15 protein-coding genes and 2 pseudogenes are annotated in these 17,188 nt (G+C 67.2%); 11 read left to right on the plus strand and 6 right to left on the minus strand.

The window, feature by feature from the left end:
• Positions 1-325 precede the first annotated feature (325 nt).
• From malQ to AC0KS4_RS11490, 5 genes are all read left to right on the plus strand, one after another.
• Entirely contained in the window at positions 326-2,494 is a 2,169-nt protein-coding gene (malQ, locus tag AC0KS4_RS11470) for a 4-alpha-glucanotransferase (protein ID WP_238955879.1), read from the plus strand.
• A gap of 35 nt (positions 2,495-2,529) precedes the next feature.
• Complete coding sequence (locus AC0KS4_RS11475) at positions 2,530-3,411, plus strand: LLM class F420-dependent oxidoreductase (protein WP_238955880.1); 882 nt, start codon at positions 2,530-2,532, stop codon at positions 3,409-3,411.
• A 5-nt stretch (positions 3,412-3,416) separates the two neighbouring features.
• Positions 3,417-3,887: a nuclear transport factor 2 family protein gene (locus AC0KS4_RS11480; protein ID WP_225328202.1), complete on the plus strand. Its 471-nt coding sequence runs from the start codon at positions 3,417-3,419 to the stop codon at positions 3,885-3,887.
• Between the two features lie 267 nt (positions 3,888-4,154).
• On the plus strand, positions 4,155-5,930 hold the full coding sequence (locus tag AC0KS4_RS11485; RefSeq protein ID WP_238957287.1) for a molybdopterin-dependent oxidoreductase: 1,776 nt from the start codon (positions 4,155-4,157) through the stop codon (positions 5,928-5,930).
• Between the two features lie 93 nt (positions 5,931-6,023).
• The gene (locus AC0KS4_RS11490) at positions 6,024-6,305 is read left to right on the plus strand and encodes a LapA family protein (protein WP_238955881.1); all 282 of its coding nucleotides are present in this window, start codon (positions 6,024-6,026) and stop codon (positions 6,303-6,305) included.
• Positions 6,306-6,310: 5 nt separating this feature from the next.
• Here AC0KS4_RS11490 and AC0KS4_RS11495 read toward each other — a convergent pair whose 3' ends face one another.
• From AC0KS4_RS11495 to AC0KS4_RS11520, 6 genes and pseudogenes are all read right to left on the minus strand, one after another.
• Positions 6,311-6,739, minus strand: a complete 429-nt coding sequence (locus tag AC0KS4_RS11495; protein ID WP_238955882.1) for a type II toxin-antitoxin system Rv0910 family toxin — start codon at positions 6,737-6,739, stop codon at positions 6,311-6,313.
• A 109-nt stretch (positions 6,740-6,848) separates the two neighbouring features.
• Positions 6,849-7,406 carry a hypothetical protein gene (locus tag AC0KS4_RS11500; protein ID WP_014942085.1) on the minus strand — a complete coding sequence of 186 codons (558 nt, stop codon included), beginning with the start codon at positions 7,404-7,406 and terminating at the stop codon, positions 6,849-6,851.
• Positions 7,407-7,574: 168 nt separating this feature from the next.
• Positions 7,575-8,399: pseudogene (locus AC0KS4_RS11505) on the minus strand (SAM-dependent methyltransferase).
• 7 nt (positions 8,400-8,406) lie between these two features.
• A pseudogene (locus AC0KS4_RS11510) lies at positions 8,407-9,258 on the minus strand (AraC family transcriptional regulator).
• 322 nt (positions 9,259-9,580) lie between these two features.
• Positions 9,581-9,868 (minus strand): antitermination regulator, encoded by a 288-nt coding sequence (locus tag AC0KS4_RS11515; RefSeq protein WP_225328198.1) that lies wholly within the window; start codon positions 9,866-9,868, stop codon positions 9,581-9,583.
• A gap of 264 nt (positions 9,869-10,132) precedes the next feature.
• Positions 10,133-11,356 (minus strand): CaiB/BaiF CoA transferase family protein, encoded by a 1,224-nt coding sequence (locus tag AC0KS4_RS11520; protein WP_238955883.1) that lies wholly within the window; start codon positions 11,354-11,356, stop codon positions 10,133-10,135.
• 284 nt (positions 11,357-11,640) lie between these two features.
• On the opposite strand from AC0KS4_RS11520, the gene AC0KS4_RS11525 reads away from it, so the two are divergent.
• Genes AC0KS4_RS11525 through AC0KS4_RS11550 form a run of 6 tightly spaced genes read left to right on the plus strand, consistent with a single transcriptional unit; the run spans position 11,641 to position 17,182 of the window.
• Complete coding sequence (locus AC0KS4_RS11525) at positions 11,641-12,513, plus strand: mycofactocin-coupled SDR family oxidoreductase (protein WP_238955884.1); 873 nt, start codon at positions 11,641-11,643, stop codon at positions 12,511-12,513.
• Positions 12,513-13,517, plus strand: coding sequence for a thiamine pyrophosphate-dependent dehydrogenase E1 component subunit alpha (locus AC0KS4_RS11530; RefSeq protein WP_238955885.1), 1,005 nt, complete (start codon positions 12,513-12,515; stop codon positions 13,515-13,517). Before AC0KS4_RS11525 ends, AC0KS4_RS11530 begins: the two co-directional genes overlap by 1 nt.
• Before the next feature lie 4 nt (positions 13,518-13,521).
• Positions 13,522-14,520 carry an alpha-ketoacid dehydrogenase subunit beta gene (locus tag AC0KS4_RS11535; protein WP_238955886.1) on the plus strand — a complete coding sequence of 333 codons (999 nt, stop codon included), beginning with the start codon at positions 13,522-13,524 and terminating at the stop codon, positions 14,518-14,520.
• The gene (locus AC0KS4_RS11540; protein WP_008257090.1) at positions 14,513-14,749 is read left to right on the plus strand and encodes a biotin/lipoyl-containing protein; all 237 of its coding nucleotides are present in this window, start codon (positions 14,513-14,515) and stop codon (positions 14,747-14,749) included. The genes AC0KS4_RS11535 and AC0KS4_RS11540 overlap by 8 nt, the downstream gene beginning before the upstream one ends.
• A 16-nt stretch (positions 14,750-14,765) precedes the next feature.
• A complete protein-coding gene (locus AC0KS4_RS11545) occupies positions 14,766-15,638 on the plus strand; it encodes an enoyl-CoA hydratase-related protein (protein WP_225328193.1) in 873 nt (290 codons plus the stop codon).
• Between the two features lie 8 nt (positions 15,639-15,646).
• On the plus strand, positions 15,647-17,182 hold the full coding sequence (locus tag AC0KS4_RS11550; protein ID WP_238955887.1) for an acyl-CoA synthetase: 1,536 nt from the start codon (positions 15,647-15,649) through the stop codon (positions 17,180-17,182).
• Positions 17,183-17,188 lie beyond the last annotated feature (6 nt).

Consider the following 17,188-nt stretch of genomic DNA (forward strand, 5'->3'; position numbering starts at 1 on the left):
TGCGGCGCCGAAGCGCATGCATTTCCACATCTGTCGAGGCACCCGAATCCGGCGCCGTTCACCGCGCCGGAGCCCGCCGCGCCGACGGCGGCGGATGACACCACTGAGCTGGCAGTTTCTGTTCCCCCACGGATCAGTTCACCGGATTCTTGTCGGTCCCCTCAGGGCATCGTAGTGGCCCATGGCGTCGGCGTCCTGTTGAGCGCGCGAGCGGGTTACCGACGGGCGAGATAAATGAACGGCAGGCGACCGTCCAGCAAAGAAAACGCCAACTCGCGCCGGGTCCGGGTCGCCGGTCCACGAATCCTGGCAGCAAGATGGCCCTATGACCGAACTCGCGCCGTCGCTGATCGAACTCGCCCGGAGGTACGGCATCGCGACGGAGTACGAGGACTGGAGCGGCGCGCGGGTGCGAGTCTCCGAGACGACGCTGAAGGCCGTGCTGGCCGCGCTCGGCGTCGCGGCCGACAACGAACAGGAACGCAACGTCGCGCTGACCGCCAAGTTACGGTCACACTGGGCGCGGCGACTGCCGGCGACCATCGTCGGACGTACCGGCGAGCAGATCCGGTTTTGGGCCCACGTCACCCACGGTGACCCCGCCGAGGTGTGGTTGGCGCTCGAGGACGGCACGGTGCGCGGCGGCGTCGTGCAGGTCGACAATTTCACCCCGCCGTTCGACCTGGACGGACGCTGGGTCGGCGAGGCCAGCTTCCTGCTGCCCACCGACCTGCCGCTGGGATATCACCGGGTGCACCTGCGTTCCGGGGACTCCGAGACCAGCACCGCGCTGATCGTGACGCCCGATTGGCTCGGGCTGCCGGAGCAGCTGGGCAGTCGCCGCGCGTGGGGCCTGGCCACGCAGCTCTACAGCGTGCGGTCCCGGAAGTCCTGGGGCGTCGGGGATCTCACCGATCTGACCGACCTCGCGGTGTGGTCGGCGTCGCGGCACGGCGCCGACTACCTCTTGGTCAATCCGCTGCATGCGGCGGCGCCTCCCGGTCCGAAGAGCCGGATGGAGCCCTCGCCGTACCTGCCGACGTCGCGGCGCTTCGTCAACCCGATTTATCTTCGCGTCGAGGCGATCCCCGAATTCGCCGACCTGGGCAAGCGCAGCCGGGTCCGCCGGCTGCGCTCGGAAGTCCAGCAGCGCGCCGGCCGCCTCGACGCCGTCGACCGCGACAGCTCGTGGGCGGCCAAACGGGTCGCCCTCAAGCTGCTGCACGAGGAACCGCGGTCGGCCGGCCGGGAGCTGTCCTATGTCGCCTTTCGCGACCGGGAGGGCCGCGCGCTCGATGACTTCGCGACCTGGTGCGCGTTGGCCGAAACGTACGGCGACGACTGGCATTCCTGGCCCGAAGCGCTGCAGCATCCCGATGCCTCCGGGGTCGCGGACTTCGTCGAAAAGCATTCCGACACAGTGGATTTCCACCGCTGGTTGCAGTGGCAGCTCGACGAGCAGCTCGCCGCGGCGCAGTCCCAGGCGGTCCGGGCCGGAATGGCGTTGGGCATCATGCATGACCTGGCCGTCGGTGTGCACCCCAACGGCGCCGACGCCTGGGCGCTGCAGGACGTGATGGCGCTGGGCGTGACCGCCGGCGCGCCGCCGGACGAGTTCAACCAGCTCGGCCAGGACTGGTCGCAGCCGCCGTGGCGGCCGGACCGGTTGGACGAGCACGAATACCGGCCCTTTCGCGCGTTGATCCGCGCGGTGCTGCGGCATGCCGGCGGGGTGCGCATCGACCACATCATCGGGTTGTTCCGGCTCTGGTGGATCCCGCGGGGCGCGTCACCCACCGAGGGCACCTACGTGCGCTACGACCACGAAGCCATGATCGGCATCGTCGCCCTGGAAGCGCATCGGGCGGGCGCGGTGGTGGTGGGCGAGGATCTCGGGACGGTCGAGCCGTGGGTGCGGGATTACCTCCTGTTACGCGGCTTGCTGGGCACCTCGATCCTCTGGTTCGAGTTGGATCGCGACGGGAACGGCGGGCCACTGCCGGCCGAGCGCTGGCGGGAGTACTGCCTGTCCTCGGTCACCACCCACGACCTGCCGCCGACCGCCGGCTACCTGGCGGGCGACCATGTGCGGCTGCGCGATTCGCTGGGATTGCTGACCCGGCCCGTCGCCGAGGAGCTCGAGTCCGACCGTGCCGAGTTGGCGGCGTGGCTGGCCGAGTTGCGGCGGGTGGGTCTGCTCGAGGACGGCGACGACGACCCGGAGCGGGTCGTCGTGGCGCTGTACCGGTATCTGGGCAGGACGTCGTCGCGGCTGCTGGGGGTGGCGTTGACCGATGCCGTCGGTGACCGCCGCACCCAGAACCAGCCCGGCACCACGGACGAATACCCCAATTGGCGGGTCCCGCTGACCGGCCTGGACGGGCGCGATGTGATGCTCGAAGACGTCTTCACCGATCCCCGGGCCGCCACGCTGGCCGAGGCCGTGCGCGCCGCGGTCGCACCCTCAGAAAGCAGGGAAGGCGCGACCCGCTGACGGCGCGACCGGCCGCCTTGTTAGCTTCAGCAACCATGAAGGTCTCAGTCGTGGCCCCGGTCGCCGACGGTGTCACCGCGGACCCCGATTGGATGGTGGCTTTCGCGCGCCACCTCGAGGCGTGCGGATTCGAATCGATCGTCGCCGTCGAGCACACGGTCCTGCTCACGCGCTACGACAGCGTTTATCCCTACGACAGTTCCGGACGGGTCGGGCTGGCGGCCGACTGTCCCATTCCCGACCCGCTCGATCTGCTGGCGTTTCTGGCGGGCCACACCACCAGCCTCGGGCTGGCCACCGGGGTGCTGGTACTGCCCAATCACCACCCGGTGGTGCTCGCCAAGCGGGTCGCCACCGTCGATGTGCTCTCGGGCGGAAGGCTGCGGCTGTGCGTGGGCGTCGGCTGGCTCAAAGAAGAGCTGCAGGCGTGCGGCGCGGACTTCGACAACCGGGGCAGGCGTGCCGACGAGCAGCTGGCGGTGATGCGCGCGCTGTGGGCCGACCAACCCCGGGGGGCATCATTCCACGGCGACTTCTTCAGCTTCGACAATGTGACGAGCTATCCCAAACCCGTTACCGCGGAACGGTTTCCGGTGCACATCGGCGGCCATAGCCGAGCGGCCGCGCGCCGGGCGGGGCGCTTCGGCGAGGGCTTCCAGCCGCTCGGCGTCACCGGAGACCGGCTCGCCTCGCTGATCGCGCTCATGCGCGACGAGGCCTCGGCGGCGGGCCGCGATCCCGCGACCCTGGAGGTTTCGCTCGGCCACAGTGTCACCAAGATCGACGCCGAGCGCGCGGCGAGCCTCGTCGATCAGGGCGCCGACCGGCTGGTGTTGGCCATGCCGCCGACCGCCGACATCGAGCAGGCCAAAGACGCCCTGTCGGCGTGCGCGCAGCGGCTGTCACTGGTTTCGTGAGGCCGATGACGCTGTCCGCCGACGAGCGAATGGCGCTCAGCGATGTGGTCCACCGGTACGCCGCCCACGTCGACGACCGTGAATTCGATGCCGTCGCGGACCTTTTCACCGTCGAGGCCGAGTTGGTCGTGCCCGCACCACCGGCCGATCTGCTGCCGATACATGCGCATCGCGGCCGGGAAGCCATCGCGAGGGCCGTCGCGGCCGTCGCCGCGGTCGCGCGCACCGAGCACGCGATCGTCGGTGAGGTGTACGAGGCGGCCGGGCGGCCGGGCACCGCACGAGGGCGCGTCACGTGCGTCGCCCACCACTGGAACCAGCGCGGCGACGAGGTGGTGGATGTGGTGTGGCATCTGCGCTACGACGATGACTACCGCCTGACCGACGGGCGCTGGCGGATCGACCGCCGGGTCTTGACCATCAACGCCATCGAGGCTCGGCCGGCCAAACGATTGCGGCCCCGCGACCCGGCGTAGCCCCGACCATCCCGGAAGTTGTAGGTAAACTCACAGCTACCGCCCAGGGTCCGAGTTTGCGGCGTAAGCCTTCGCCTTCCTGTCGCAGTTGCGGCGATCGTCACCAATGCCCTGGCGGATTCTGCCCGCTGGCAACTGTTGCCGACGAATATATGGCGCGACAAGACTCGCCCAGCGGCGTTTTTTCCAATCAAACTTGGATTTATCCAGGTGTTTTCGTGTATTTTCAAGCCCGTGACGCATGCCGAAAGCAAGCACGTTGATCCGGTGGGGAACAGCTCGATCTCGACGTTGGCGGTAGGCACGCCGCTGACATCCGATCCTGGTTATCGGCACGAGATCCATACCGCTCACGACACCATCGATGTTGAGGAGTACGGCGGCGGGTTCGATCTCACGAGGCGGGCGACCGCCCCGAAGTTGCGCGTCGGCCGCGACCGGTGGTTCAACCTACTGTGGCTGATCCCGATCGGCTTTGCCTTGTTGATCGCGTCGGTGGCGATCGGTAAGGGTTTGCACAACATCCCGGCCATCCAGTCGTTCATCGCGCGCTACCCCGGGACCGACCCGCACAGCGGCGCTCCGGCCGGGCTGCCGGCGTGGATCGGTTGGACGCACTTTTTCAACCTCTTCATGATGATGTTCATCATCAGGACGGGGATTCAGATTCTCTGTGACCATCCCCGGCTTTACTTCAGCCGCAACGCCACCCCGGGCAAAGATGAGTGGCTGCGGGTCGGCCCACCGGTGCCTGACGACGAGCTCTGGACCGCCAACGCCGACACCGTCGCCCTCCCACCGCAATTCGGCCTGCCCGGATTCCGGCACTCCATCGGGCTGGCGCGGTGGTGGCACCTCGGCGTCGACGTGCTGTGGCTCCTCAACGGGGCCGTGTTCTACGTGCTGCTGTTCACCACCGGGCAGTGGCGCCACATCGTGCCGACCAGCTGGGACGTCTTCCCCAACGCCGCGTCGGTCACGATTCAGTACATGTCGCTGGACTGGCCGACTGACAACGGCTGGGTCGCCTACAACGGCCTGCAGCTGCTGTCGTACTTCACCACCGTCTTCATCGCCGCGCCTGCCGCGTTGATCACCGGCCTCGGGATGTCGCCGGCGCTGTCGCAGCGCGTGCACTGGCTGAGCAAACGCCTGAGCATTCAGCACGCACGGTCGCTGCATTTCCTGGTGCTGGTGTACTTCCTGTTCTTCATCCTGGTACACGTGACGATGGTGTTGACCACTCAGGCACTGCGGAACCTCAACCACATGTTCGCCTCCCGCGACGACAACAGCTGGATCGGTTTCTGGATCTTCGCCGCGGCCATGGTGCTGACGGCCGTCGCGTGGGTGTGGGCCACACCGTTCACCATCAAGCACCCGCGGGTCGTTCAGCGGGTCGGGTACGCCCTGGTCGGCCCGTTCCAGCGGGTGCTCGAGCGGCTGGACCCCAAGCCGGGCGCCTTCACCCAAAAGGACATCTCGCCGCACCACTGGCGCAACGGACGCCTGCCGGAGACCGTCGAGTACAAAGAACTCGAGCGCGACGACTTCAAGGACTGGCGGCTGAAGGTCTACGGGCTGGTCGAGCACCCGATGGAGTTCTCGCTCGAGGACTTGATGGCGCTGCCCTACCACGAGCAGATCAGCCAGCACTTCTGCATCCAGGCATGGTCGGGCGTCGCCAAATGGGGTGGCGTGCAAATGAAAACGATCATGGACATCGTCAAGCCACTGCCCGAGGCGAAATGGGCGGTCTTCTATTCGATGGGTCTCGGCGCCACCGGGGGCATCTACTACAACGCCCATCACATCGGCCAGATGGACCACCACATGACGATGCTGGCCTACAACATGAATGACCAGCAGCTGCCGTACATGCACGGCAGGCCGCTGCGGCTGCGCAACGAGCTGCAACACGGCTTCAAACTGGTCAAGTGGATCAAGGGCATCGAATTCGTCGCCGACTACCGCGACATCGGAAGCGGTTACGGCGGCTACAGCGAAGACCACAAGTACTTCGGGCGACACCAAACCCTGTAAGGCCCGTCAACTCCTCCAAGTCGTTTGTCCACCGGGCGTTTTGGGTAGCTCCAAAGAATCGGCCGGACGGAAGCGACAGCAGAGGAGACGCCCATGAGGCACAGCCCTGTCGACCATCATCGGACCGCCACCCACGATCGCGACGAATCGATGCCTGATGCGGCGCCGACGCCCGGACTGGTCGTGGTCTGCGCCGCGGCGCTGGCGTTCGTGGTGTGCGTCGCGAATTTCGCTCTGGGGCAGGCGCGCGCGGGCGTCACCGCCGCGATCGTCGCGATGCTCGCGTTCGGGGCGGGGCTGGCGTGGCTTGCGATGGACCGCAGGCGGATTCGCCAGGAACAGCGCGAGTGGGTGATCGGACACCCCGGCCGCTAGCTCCGCTACCGCAACGACGCGAGATTGTTCACGGACTTTTGCACATCGGATCGCAGCACCCGGGCGACCAGTCCCCCGATCGGCCCGCTGAGTAAGCCGCCCTTGAGATCGGCGGCGAGGTGAAAGGTCGATCCCGGGTTGTTCGCGGAGACGGTCATCTCCACGTTGAGCCGGATTCCACCACGGCCGCGGCCTTGCAGCTCAATCGATTTCGGCTCGTCATACCGGGTGACGGTCCAATGGATGACGTTGCGGAAACCCTTGACTTTCACGCACGACGAGACGCAGGTGCCCTTCTCGATCGTGGCCGGAACGGGACTTCGCCATCCGGCGAAGATCGTCATCCACTCGTCGAACCGGTCCAGGTCCGACGCCAGCTTCCAGGCCGCTTCCGGCTCCACCTTCGAGGACACCGAAACATCTACTCGAGCCAAGGCGTTTCTCCGCTCCTCCGCCACATCACCAGCGCTGCCACCCACCGGTGACACACGCACAACCGTGGATGAGTACCCCAACACCGCCGGCCCTATTCGTTGGCCAGGCTCAGGGCCACGCCTGTTCGAGTTGCTGAGCGACGTCGATGATCTGCGCGGCCTGCGACGCCGGCGCGTCGATCTCGGTCGCGACATACTGCGCGATGAATCGCCGGATCTCGCCGTCCACCCCGGCCAAGATCCGCAGCACCTCGCCGCGGATGGATTTGGACGAGACGTTGACGGTGATGTCGGAAGGCCGCGGCTTGGCGACGTCGACGATCAACAGCAGCGGTTCGGCCGCGCGCGCCGTCGCACGCAGGGCGATGTCGCCCGAGACCACGAAGCGCTGCTTGTCGAGCCACAGGTCCACCAGCAGATCGATCGACAGCGGAATGTGGATGACGAAGGTGATGCTGTCGCCCAGCCGGCGGGTGACGCGGGGTTCCTGGATTTTCACGTTCGCGCTGACCTTGGCGATCTTGCCCGGCCCCTGGGCGATCGGCTCCATGTCGAACTCGCTGCCCGCGATGTCGGCGAACGCGGCGGCAACACGCTCGGGAGTGACGGCGACCTCGAAGAACCTGCGACCGAATTCCTCGTAGGTGACAAAATCGTGATTCGACATAGGCTTATACGGTCTCACGTCACCTGCCCGAACGGCCGCTGATCCGCTCGCGTCGCAGGAATACGCGCCAGTTCCCGTCCCGGTAAACCGGGCCCGCCCGGCGGGTGATCTGCGTCGATCCCGCCGGCCTGTGAAGCCCGCCACACGCGGCGGGCTTGCGAACCGACGCTAGGCCTTGATCGCCTCGACGAAGTAGCCGCGCGGTATTCCGGGCACGTCGAGCGGGACCACCGGATGGTCCCAGCGATTCCACTTCGTTCCGGGCTCGGCGACATCGGTAACTTGGGCCGTCCAGCCGTGCCGCTCGACAAGGGACGCCGGTGCGTCGGTACCGAACGTCCATGGCGCACCGAGGCGCCGCATGAATTCCAGGGTGGGCTGCAGGAATTCCGCTTCCATCAACGTCGCCCCGACCAGGTCATAGAGCACCCGCGAACCCGGCGCTGATAACGCGTCGATCCTGGTGAACAAGGCGCCGACATCCGATGCCTCGAGGTACTGCAGCAGACCCTCGACTAGTCACACCGCCGGTGCAGATGATGAAAATCCATAGGAACGCAAGGCCTTCGGCCAATCGTCGGCCAGATCGATTCCCACCGTGACCCGATGGCACCGGGGTTGCTCGCCGGCGAGCCGTTCGTCTTTGATCGTGGTCACCCGCGGCTGGTCGACTTCGTAAACGGTGGTGCCCGGCTGCCACGGCAGACGGTAAGCGCGGGCGTCCATGCCCGCGGCGAGGATCACCACCTGCGAAATGCCGTCCGATTGAGCCCGCAGCAGGCGCTCATCCCAGAAGCGAGTCCGGATGGCGATTTGCGGTGACGTCGCGCCCGTCTTCGCCACGGCTTTGGCAAGCAATTCGCGACCTTCGTTGCCGGCGAGCCGTTCGGCGAACGGATCGGTGAACAGTCGGTCCCGGCGCGACGATTCCTCGGCGCGCATCGCGGCAACCAACAGGCCTGTGTGAGCTACGGCTCGTCCGGTGTCTTCCATGTCGCAATCATGTGCACGCCCGAGCGAATGGTCTTGGATATTTGTGCCGCTCGAGCGGGACGTGGCTGGGCAACAGGATGCGCTGCCGCCGGTAGTACGTCGGCGTCGTCCCGCTGAACGCCCGGAATTCCCGCACGAAGTGGGATTGGTCGAAATACCCTAAGTCGGCGGCGATGCGGGCGCCGCCCGTGCCGTCGCCAAGGCGCCTCAGCGCGGCTTGGAAGCGCCGGGCACGGGCGAATTCCTTTGGGGGCAAGCCAACTTCGGCGCGGAACAGTGCGATGAGCCGCTTGGTGGACAAACCCGTCATGCGGCGGACATCAGCCAGTCGAATCGAGGGATCGGCTTCGACCGCAACCATCGCGGCAGCGACGCCGGGATGCCGATGCACCGACGAGCGCGCCTGCGCCAGCATGAACTCCTCCAGCAGACGAAACCTGGCCGGGACGGACGGCGCCTCGATCAAGCGCTCGTGCAAGTCGCGTCCTCGCCGTCCCCAGATCTCACCGCCGCCCACGGGTCCATCCGCCAGGTCGCCCAACGGTATGCCCAGAAACGGAAATGCGCCCCCGGGTCGAAAATGAATGGCCATGACGGCCTCGTCGGCCGCGATGTCCGAGACGTAGGGCGTGTTCTACGATCCCGTGACGAACGCAGGCGGAACGCTCATCTCGGTGGTGCCGTCGGCGGCATAAAGGTCCAGGTGCTGGCGGTGGCCAACGTCGAAGACGATCGTCACCGCGCCGCGCGGCAGCGCTCGGCTTCGGTATCTCGCCCCGCGATGAAGCCAATGCCCAAAGAATTCGATATGGTCCGCCAGCACAGAGCCCGGGCGGTACAGCTGCGGCGCCGAGCCCATCAGCAGACCCGGTTCACATCGCGTTGGACACCGGTCACAGATGACATTCTCGCACTTCGCTCGACGCCTACGACCTTGGATACGGTGCGCGCCCGTCAGCGGAACAGGCTTATGCCGTAGTCGGTTTCGGACATCGGTCGATTGGCCGCCCTGATCTTCCGCCAGCGCCTGCTACCCCGCCCGCGCGCCGGCCAATAGAGCTCGAGCCCGAAGGCGCGACCCGCGGAACGGTCCGGTGCTTCATCGAAAGAGTTATCGAAAGAGTTGGAGACGGCCGGGTTACCCCTCGAAAGCTCGGCCGTCCCAACGTCTTGGTGCCCGCTCAACAGGTCACTGCGGCGGACTCGAACAGCGGTCCCCATTCGCGCCGGGCCGCGGATTGCGCATCGACGAAGCTCGGTGTCTGTTGGCCATCGCCGGCCAGATGCACCAGGGCCCATGCCATCGCGAACACCGGCACCTTGTGCCGCAATGCCGCGCTGTGCAGTTCGTCCAATGCGGCGTCCGAGGGGCATCGGCGCAGCCCGATGAGAATGCCCCGCGCGGTGTCCAGAATGCGACCGGAGTGCGGACCGCACGAAGTCTGGGCGGGAACCCAGTTCGTTGACATGCTGTGGATACCTCCTGCGGCGCCGTTCATGAATCCGTCACTCACGTACCGGACGAGGAATTCGTGTGTGCTACGCATCGTCGCGGCCGCATACCTCAAAAGCGCCCTGTGCCATGATTTGTCGATTGCCCGCGTTCTGCCAGACCGCCGCCGACATCGATATGCGCCCGTGACCGTTTCGGAATCGGTTGCTAACCACGGAATCCGCGACGCGTGGTATCGAAACTGGGTTGCAAAAATGCGCGATTAGGCCGATCCCCTACCCTAGAGAATCGCCTTGAGTTCCTTGGCCTTGGCGATGTCGTCCCAATCGACGTCGAGCTCCAGCAGGATTTCCTCGGTGTGCTGTCCGTGTTCGGGCGCACGCGCGGGCGCCGGCGGGGTTTCGTCGAATTGCACCGGCGCGGCGACGATTCGGTACTTCTCGCCGTGGTCGTCGACGTTGGTCACCACGTAGCCGTTGGGCTCGACCTGCGGGTCGTTGAGGGTCTCCCGCGGCGTCGCCAGGGCGCCCCACACGCCGGGTTCGTCCGCGAGCGCGCGTTGCCAGTGCGCGAGGTCGTAGCGGGCGAACGCATTCGCGAAAAGTTCGGTCGCCGCGGCGGCGTTGGCGATCAGGTTGCTCGACGGGACGAAGCGCTCGTCGTCGGCCAGCTCGGCCAGGCCCATGCGCTGGCAGAAGCCCACCCAGAATTTGTCCGGCTGCAGGAATACCAGCTGGATCCACCTGCCGTCCTTGGTCTTGTACCGGTTGACGAGGGGGTTGATGGCCAGGCCCGGCGGGGCGCCCGGAATGCCGTCGATGTCGAAGAAGTCGGCGGCCGAAATGGACGGCGCTATCGACCACATCGCCTGGGCCAGCAGCGAGGAGTCGACGATCGTCGGTTCGCCGGTGCGTTCGCGATGGAACAGGGCGGCGCAGACGCCGCCGGCCAGCGTCGCACCACCCTGCAGGTCACCGAAACCGGGTCCCTGAACCGCTGGGGTCTCGCTGCCGAACGGTGTGAGCGTGTACGCCACCCCGCCCCGCGCGAGGTACGTCGCGGCGTCGAACCCGCCCCTGTCCCGGTCCGGGCCCCGCACTCCCAGCCCGGTGCCGCGCGCGATGATGATTTTCGGGTTGAACGAGCGGATGTCGTCGACGGTCAGGCGCGCCCGCTCGAGCGCGCCCGGCAGCCAATTGGTCAAGAACACGTCCGCGCTGGCCAGCAGCCGGCCGAAGAGCTCACGGCCGGTCGCCGACTTGATGTCGATCCCGATGCTGCGCTTCCCGCGGTTGCCCAACTCGAGGATGAAGTCGGCGTCGGGGCGGGCGGCTTGCCGGGTGAAACCGCCGACCACCAGCGCGCGGCCCGGGTCACCCGAGGTGACGCCCTCCACCTTGATGACGTCGGCGCCCCAGTCCGACAGGGCGGCACCGGCCGACGGCACGTAGGTCCACGACGCCAACTCGATGACCCGCACGCCGTGGAGAACACCGTCGGACATCGCCAACCCCCTTGCTCGCTGCCATTCCTTGCTATTTTAGATATTCTAGCTAGTCTTGGGCGTAGTGATAGCCCGTCCGCAGGTCAGCGCAGTTTTTCGGGGAAGAGACGCGATGGAGCCGAGCGAAGGTCTCATTTCGCCGCCCACCGCGGTGATTGCGTGTCGCGGCACGACCCGGCCGGGTGACCGGCCCCCTCCTTCCCGGCGCAGCGGCGGCCGTCAAACCGAATGCCGTTGGGCCCCAAGGTCGATCGTGATATAGCCGCACGGACGAAGGACGAGGGATGGGCAGAGTAGCGGGCAAGGTGGCCGTCATCAGCGGCGCCGCGCGCGGCCAGGGCCGTTCGCACGCGCGGATGCTGGCCGCCGAGGGTGCGGACATCATCGCGGTGGACCTGTGCGCGGACATCGAGACCAACGAGTACCCCCTGGCCCGTCCGGAGGACCTCGACGAGACGGCGCGGCTGGTCGAAAAGGAAGGGCAACGCGCATACACGGCGGTCGCGGACGTTCGCGATCGCGTCGCCTTGTCCGCGGCCATCGATGCCGGCGTCGCCGAGTTGGGGCATCTGGACGTCGTGGTCGCCAACGCGGGGATCTGCCCCCTGACCGCGGGTCTGCCGCCGCAGGCTTTCGCCGACGCCGTGGACGTGGATCTCATCGGCGTGCTGAACCTGGTGCACGCGAGCCTCAAACATCTGCGGTCCGGCGCGTCGATCATCGTCATCGGCTCCAACGCGGCGTTCATGTCATCCCTGAGCACCTCCGGCGCTGAGAGTGGGGTCGGCGGCCCCGGCGGGGCCGGGTATGCCTTCGCGAAACTGGCTGCCGCACACTATGTCAACGACTTCGCGTTGGCGCTCGCCCGGTTTTCCATCCGGATGAACGCGGTGCATCCGACGAACGTCAACACCGACATGCTGCACAGCCCACCGATGTACCGCGCGTTCCGGCCGGATTTGACAGAACCGACCCGCGAGGATGCCGAGCCGGTGTTCCCGCTCGTGCAGGCGATGCCAGTCCCCTACGTCGAACCCGAAGACATCAGCGAGGCGGTGCTGTTCCTCGCTTCGGATGCGGCGCGCTACATCACCGGACAGCAGTTGCGCGTCGACGCCGGGGGCTTCCTGAAGGTCAAACCCTGGTCGGGAGCGTGATGACCACCAAACGCGGTGCACCGCAATGGGGCTCAGAGGGCGCCGAGCGCCGCCTGTACGAGCTGATGGTGCTGATGAAGGCGGCCGACGATCGACTGTCCAAAGGCATCGGCACCGGCGAGTTCATGTGCGTGTACTGGCCCTCGCGGGGCCAGGAGGCGATCGCCGCCGCGATGGGCGTGGCGCTGCGGCCCGACGACCAGCTGGTGACGACCTACCGCGGCATGCACGACCTGATCGGCAAGGGCGTCCCGCTCGAGGAGATCTACGGCGAGATGATGGGCCGCACGGTCGGCGCCGGCCGGGGCAAGGGCGGCACCATGCACATCGCCAATCCCGCCAAGGGCGTGATGCTTTCGACCGGCATCGTCGGTGCCGGACCACCGGTGGCCGTCGGGCTGGCGATGGCCGCCAAACGCAAGGGCATCGACCGCGTCACTGTGGTCAGCTTCGGCGACGGCGCCACGAACACGGGCTCGTTTCACGAGGCGGCCAACATGGCCGCGCTGTGGGACCTGCCGCTTGTCTTCGTCTGCCAGAACAACCTCTACGCCGAGATGACGCCGACGTCGGACACCATGAAGCTCGAACACGTCGCCGACCGGGCCGCCGGCTACGGCATGCCGGGCGTGCGCGTCGACGGCAACGACCCGCTCGCCGTGAAAGCGGCGCTCGACGACGCGCTGCGGCGGGCGCGCGACGGAGACGGCCCCACCTTCATCGAATGCGTCACGTTCCGCTTCCGCGGCCACTACTTCGGCGACCGGACGCCCTACATCCCCAAAGAGCAACTCGAGGCCGCGATGGCCGCCGACCCGGTGCCCCGGTTCCGCGGCCACCTGGCCGCGACCGGCGTCTGCAATGACGACGAACTCGACCGCATCGACAGCGACGCGTCAGCCGCGGTAGAGGCGGCGCTGCAAATCGTGCTCGGCGCGGACCCCCCGTCGATCGACGAACTCGACCGCGACGTATACGCCACCCCGATCGCGTTCCCGGTGTAACCGCATGGACGACAAGGAGATGACCATGCGCGAGGCGCTCAACCTCGCGCTGGACCAGGCGCTCGCGGCCGACGAACGGGTGTTCCTACTCGGGGAGGACATCGCCGATCCCGGCGCTTCCGGGCCGACGGCGGGCTTGTCGACGAAGTACGGCCACGACCGCGTCCTCGACACGCCGATCTCGGAGGCCGCGATCGTGGGCGCGGCCATCGGCGCCGCGATCGACGGGCTGCTGCCCGTCGCCGAGATCATGATCATGGATTTCATCGGGATCGCCGCCGATCAGCTGATCAACAACGCCGCCAAGCTGAGGTTCATGACCGCCGGGCGCACGTCGGCGCCCATCACCGTCCGCACCCAGGTGTACGCCGGATTGGCCACGGGTGCAACGCATTCGCAGAGCCTGGAGGCGTGGTTTATGCACATCCCCGGGATGAAGGTGATCGTGCCGTCCACCCCGCGGGACGGCAAGGGGCTGCTGACGGCGGCGATCTTCGACCCCGATCCCTGCCTGTTCGTCGAAACGATTCGGCTGCAGAGCAAGAAGGGCCCGGTCCCCACCGAGCCCGGCTTCTCCATCCCGCTCGGCCAGGCCGACATCAAGCGGCCGGGCACCGACGTCAGCGTGATCGCCTACGGCCGCTGCGTGCACGACGCGCTGAGCGCCGCGGAGACGCTAAGGGAACGGGGTGTCAGCGCCGAGGTGATCGACCTGCGCACCCTGGTGCCGCTCGACGTCGACACCATCGTGGGATCCGTGCGCCGCACGCGCCGAGCCGTGATCGTCCATGACGCCGTGCAATTCGGGGGCCCCGGAGCGGAGATCGCCGCGATCCTGCACGCACAGCTCTTCGGGGAGCTCGCCGCGGCGGTCGAGCGGGTCGCCGCACGATTCGTCCCCAACCCGGCCGCGGCGGCGCTGGAGGCCCAGGTGTATCCGACGCCGGCGCGGATCGTCGAAGCGGCCCTGCGCACCTGCGAGAGGACGAAGGTGCGTGGCTGACTTCATCATTCGCATCCCCCGGGTCTCGGTGGCGGTCTCGGAGGCCGAACTGACCGGGCTGCTCGTCGGCGCCGGCGAGCACGTCGAGGCGGGCACGCCGATCTACGTCATCGCCACCGAGAAGGTCGAGCAGGAGATCGAAGCCGGGGCGACGGGGACCGTGCGGTGGACGGGCCAGGTCGGGACCACCTACGACATCGGCGCCGAAATCGGCGTCATCTCGTCATAACGAAGAAAGGTATCCCATGGACCTCAACGAGACCCGCGAGAGAATCATCTACGAAAAGGACGGCCCCATCGCGCGCGTCACCCTGAACTGGCCGGAGAAGGCCAACGCCCAGGACCAGAAGCTGGCCGAGGAAGTCGACGCGGCACTGGCCGACGCCGACCGCGACTACGACATCAAGGTGCTCATCCTCAAGGCCAACGGCAAGGGCTTCTGCTCGGGCCACGCGATCGGCAACAACGCCGTCGATTACCCGTCGTTCGTAGAGAACGCCATGGTCACCGGCCACCCCTGGAAAGCCCAGAGCGACTTGTTCGTCAAGCCGACACTGAACCTGTGGGAGTTCTCCAAACCCACCATCGCCCAGGTGCACGGCTACTGCGTGGGCGGCGGCACGCACATGGGCCTGACCACCGACATCGTCATCGCCTCCGAGGACGCCTACTTCTCCTACCCACCCCTGCAGGGGTTCGGCATGCCGTCGGGCGAATGTTCCATCGAGCCTTGGGTTTTCATGAACTGGCGGCGCGCCGCCTACTACCTGTTCACCGCCGAGGTGATCGACGCCAGGAAGGCGCTGGAAGTCGGCCTCGTCAACGAGGTGGTCAAGCGTGAGGACCTCGACGCCCGGGTGGACGCGATCGCCCGCCACATCGCCCAGGCGCCATTGACGACGCTGATGCTCACCAAGGCCAATCTCAAGCGGGCCTGGGAGCTGATGGGCATGCGGGTGCACTGGCAGAGCTCCAACGACCTGGTCGCGCTCGCGTCGATCAGCAAGGACGTGCAGCAGCTGATCCAGACGGTGTTCAAGGACAAGGTGCTGCCGTCCGAGCACGCCCGCCGCCAGGCCGCCGCGGCCGCCCAGACCGACGGCGCCGCAACCACATAGGGTTCGCGGTGAACATCGCCGACCACGCCCGCAGTGCCGCGCAGTCGCCGGCGCTCATCGTCGCGGACGGCGAGGTGATCTCGTACGCCCAGCTGCACGCGCGCAGCCGGCGGGTCGCCGCGCTGCTGCACGACGCCGGGCTACGACGCGGCGACGGCGTCGCGCTGGTCCTGCCGAACCGGCCCGAATTCCTCGAAATCGCCTGGGGTGCTCAGCTGTCCGGCCTCTACTACACCCCCGTCAACACCCACTTCACCCCCGACGAGGTGGCCTACGTCATCGACGACTCCGACGCCAAAGCGGTGTTTGTCGACGCCTCGAGGCCCGAACTCGCCGCGCACCTGCGTTCCGCCAATGCCGCGCCGGTCGCCCACGTCGCCGTCGGGGGCTCGACGGCCGGCTGGCAGTGCTACGAGGACGCGCTTGCCGCGGCCGGCGAAGCGCCACCGGTGTCGGATGGCTCGGAGATGCTGTATTCGTCGGGCACCACGGGACAGCCCAAGGCGGTGCGGCGGCCGCTTCCCGAGGACGGCAACGGATCCTGGGCGCAGTCGGTGCTGGAGATGGCCCTGATCCACAAGTACGGGATGGGCCCGTCGAGTGTGTACCTGTCCCCCGCGCCGCTGTATCACGCGGCGGGGGTGAACTACACCATGGCCGCCAACCGCGTCGGCGCCGCGTCGGTCCTCATGCGCAGGTTCGACGCCGAGACCGTGCTGCGGCTGATCGAGACCCACCGGGTGACCCACGCCCAGTTCGTGCCGACAATGTTCGTGCGCATGCTCAAACTGCCCGAAGCCGTGCGACGGCGCTACGACGTGTCGAGCCTGCGGTGCGTCATCCACGCGGCGGCACCGTGCCCGGTCGATGTCAAGCACCGGATGATGGAGTGGTTCGGACCGATCATCCACGAATACTACGGCGGCACCGAGGGATTCGCGGGCACCACGATCGGACCACGGGAGTGGCTCGACCATCCGGGTTCGGTGGGCATCCCGATGGCCCCGGTGCACGTGGTCGGCGAAGACGGGCGGGAGCTTCCCGTCGGTCAATCCGGCGAACTCTATTTCGAGGCTGGACCGGACTTCGAATACTTCAAGGATCCCGCCAAGACCGCGTCGGTGTACAACGACCGCGGCTGGCGCTCGCTCGGTGACATCGGATACGTCGACGAAGACGGGTACCTGTACCTCACCGACCGGTCGACGTTCATGATCGTCTCCGGCGGGGTCAACATCTATCCGCAAGAGGCGGAGAACCTGCTCGTCATGCATCCAAAGCTGGTCGACGCAGCCGTATTCGGGGTCCCCAACGAGGAATTCGGCGAAGAGGTCAAGGCCGTCGTGCAGCCGGCCGCCGGCATCGTGGCCGGGCCGGACCTCGAGGCCGAGCTCATCGACTACTGCCGGGCCCACCTGGCCGGCTACAAGTGCCCGCGCAGCGTGGAGTTCGACCGCGCGCTGCCGCGGGACCCGAACGGAAAGCTCTACAAGAGGCGCATCCGCGAACGGTACTGGCAGGGACGGGTATCGCGGATCTTGTGAACGAGG

It is taken from the genome of Mycobacterium sp. NTMscope_MAC_12, from assembly GCF_976985675.1.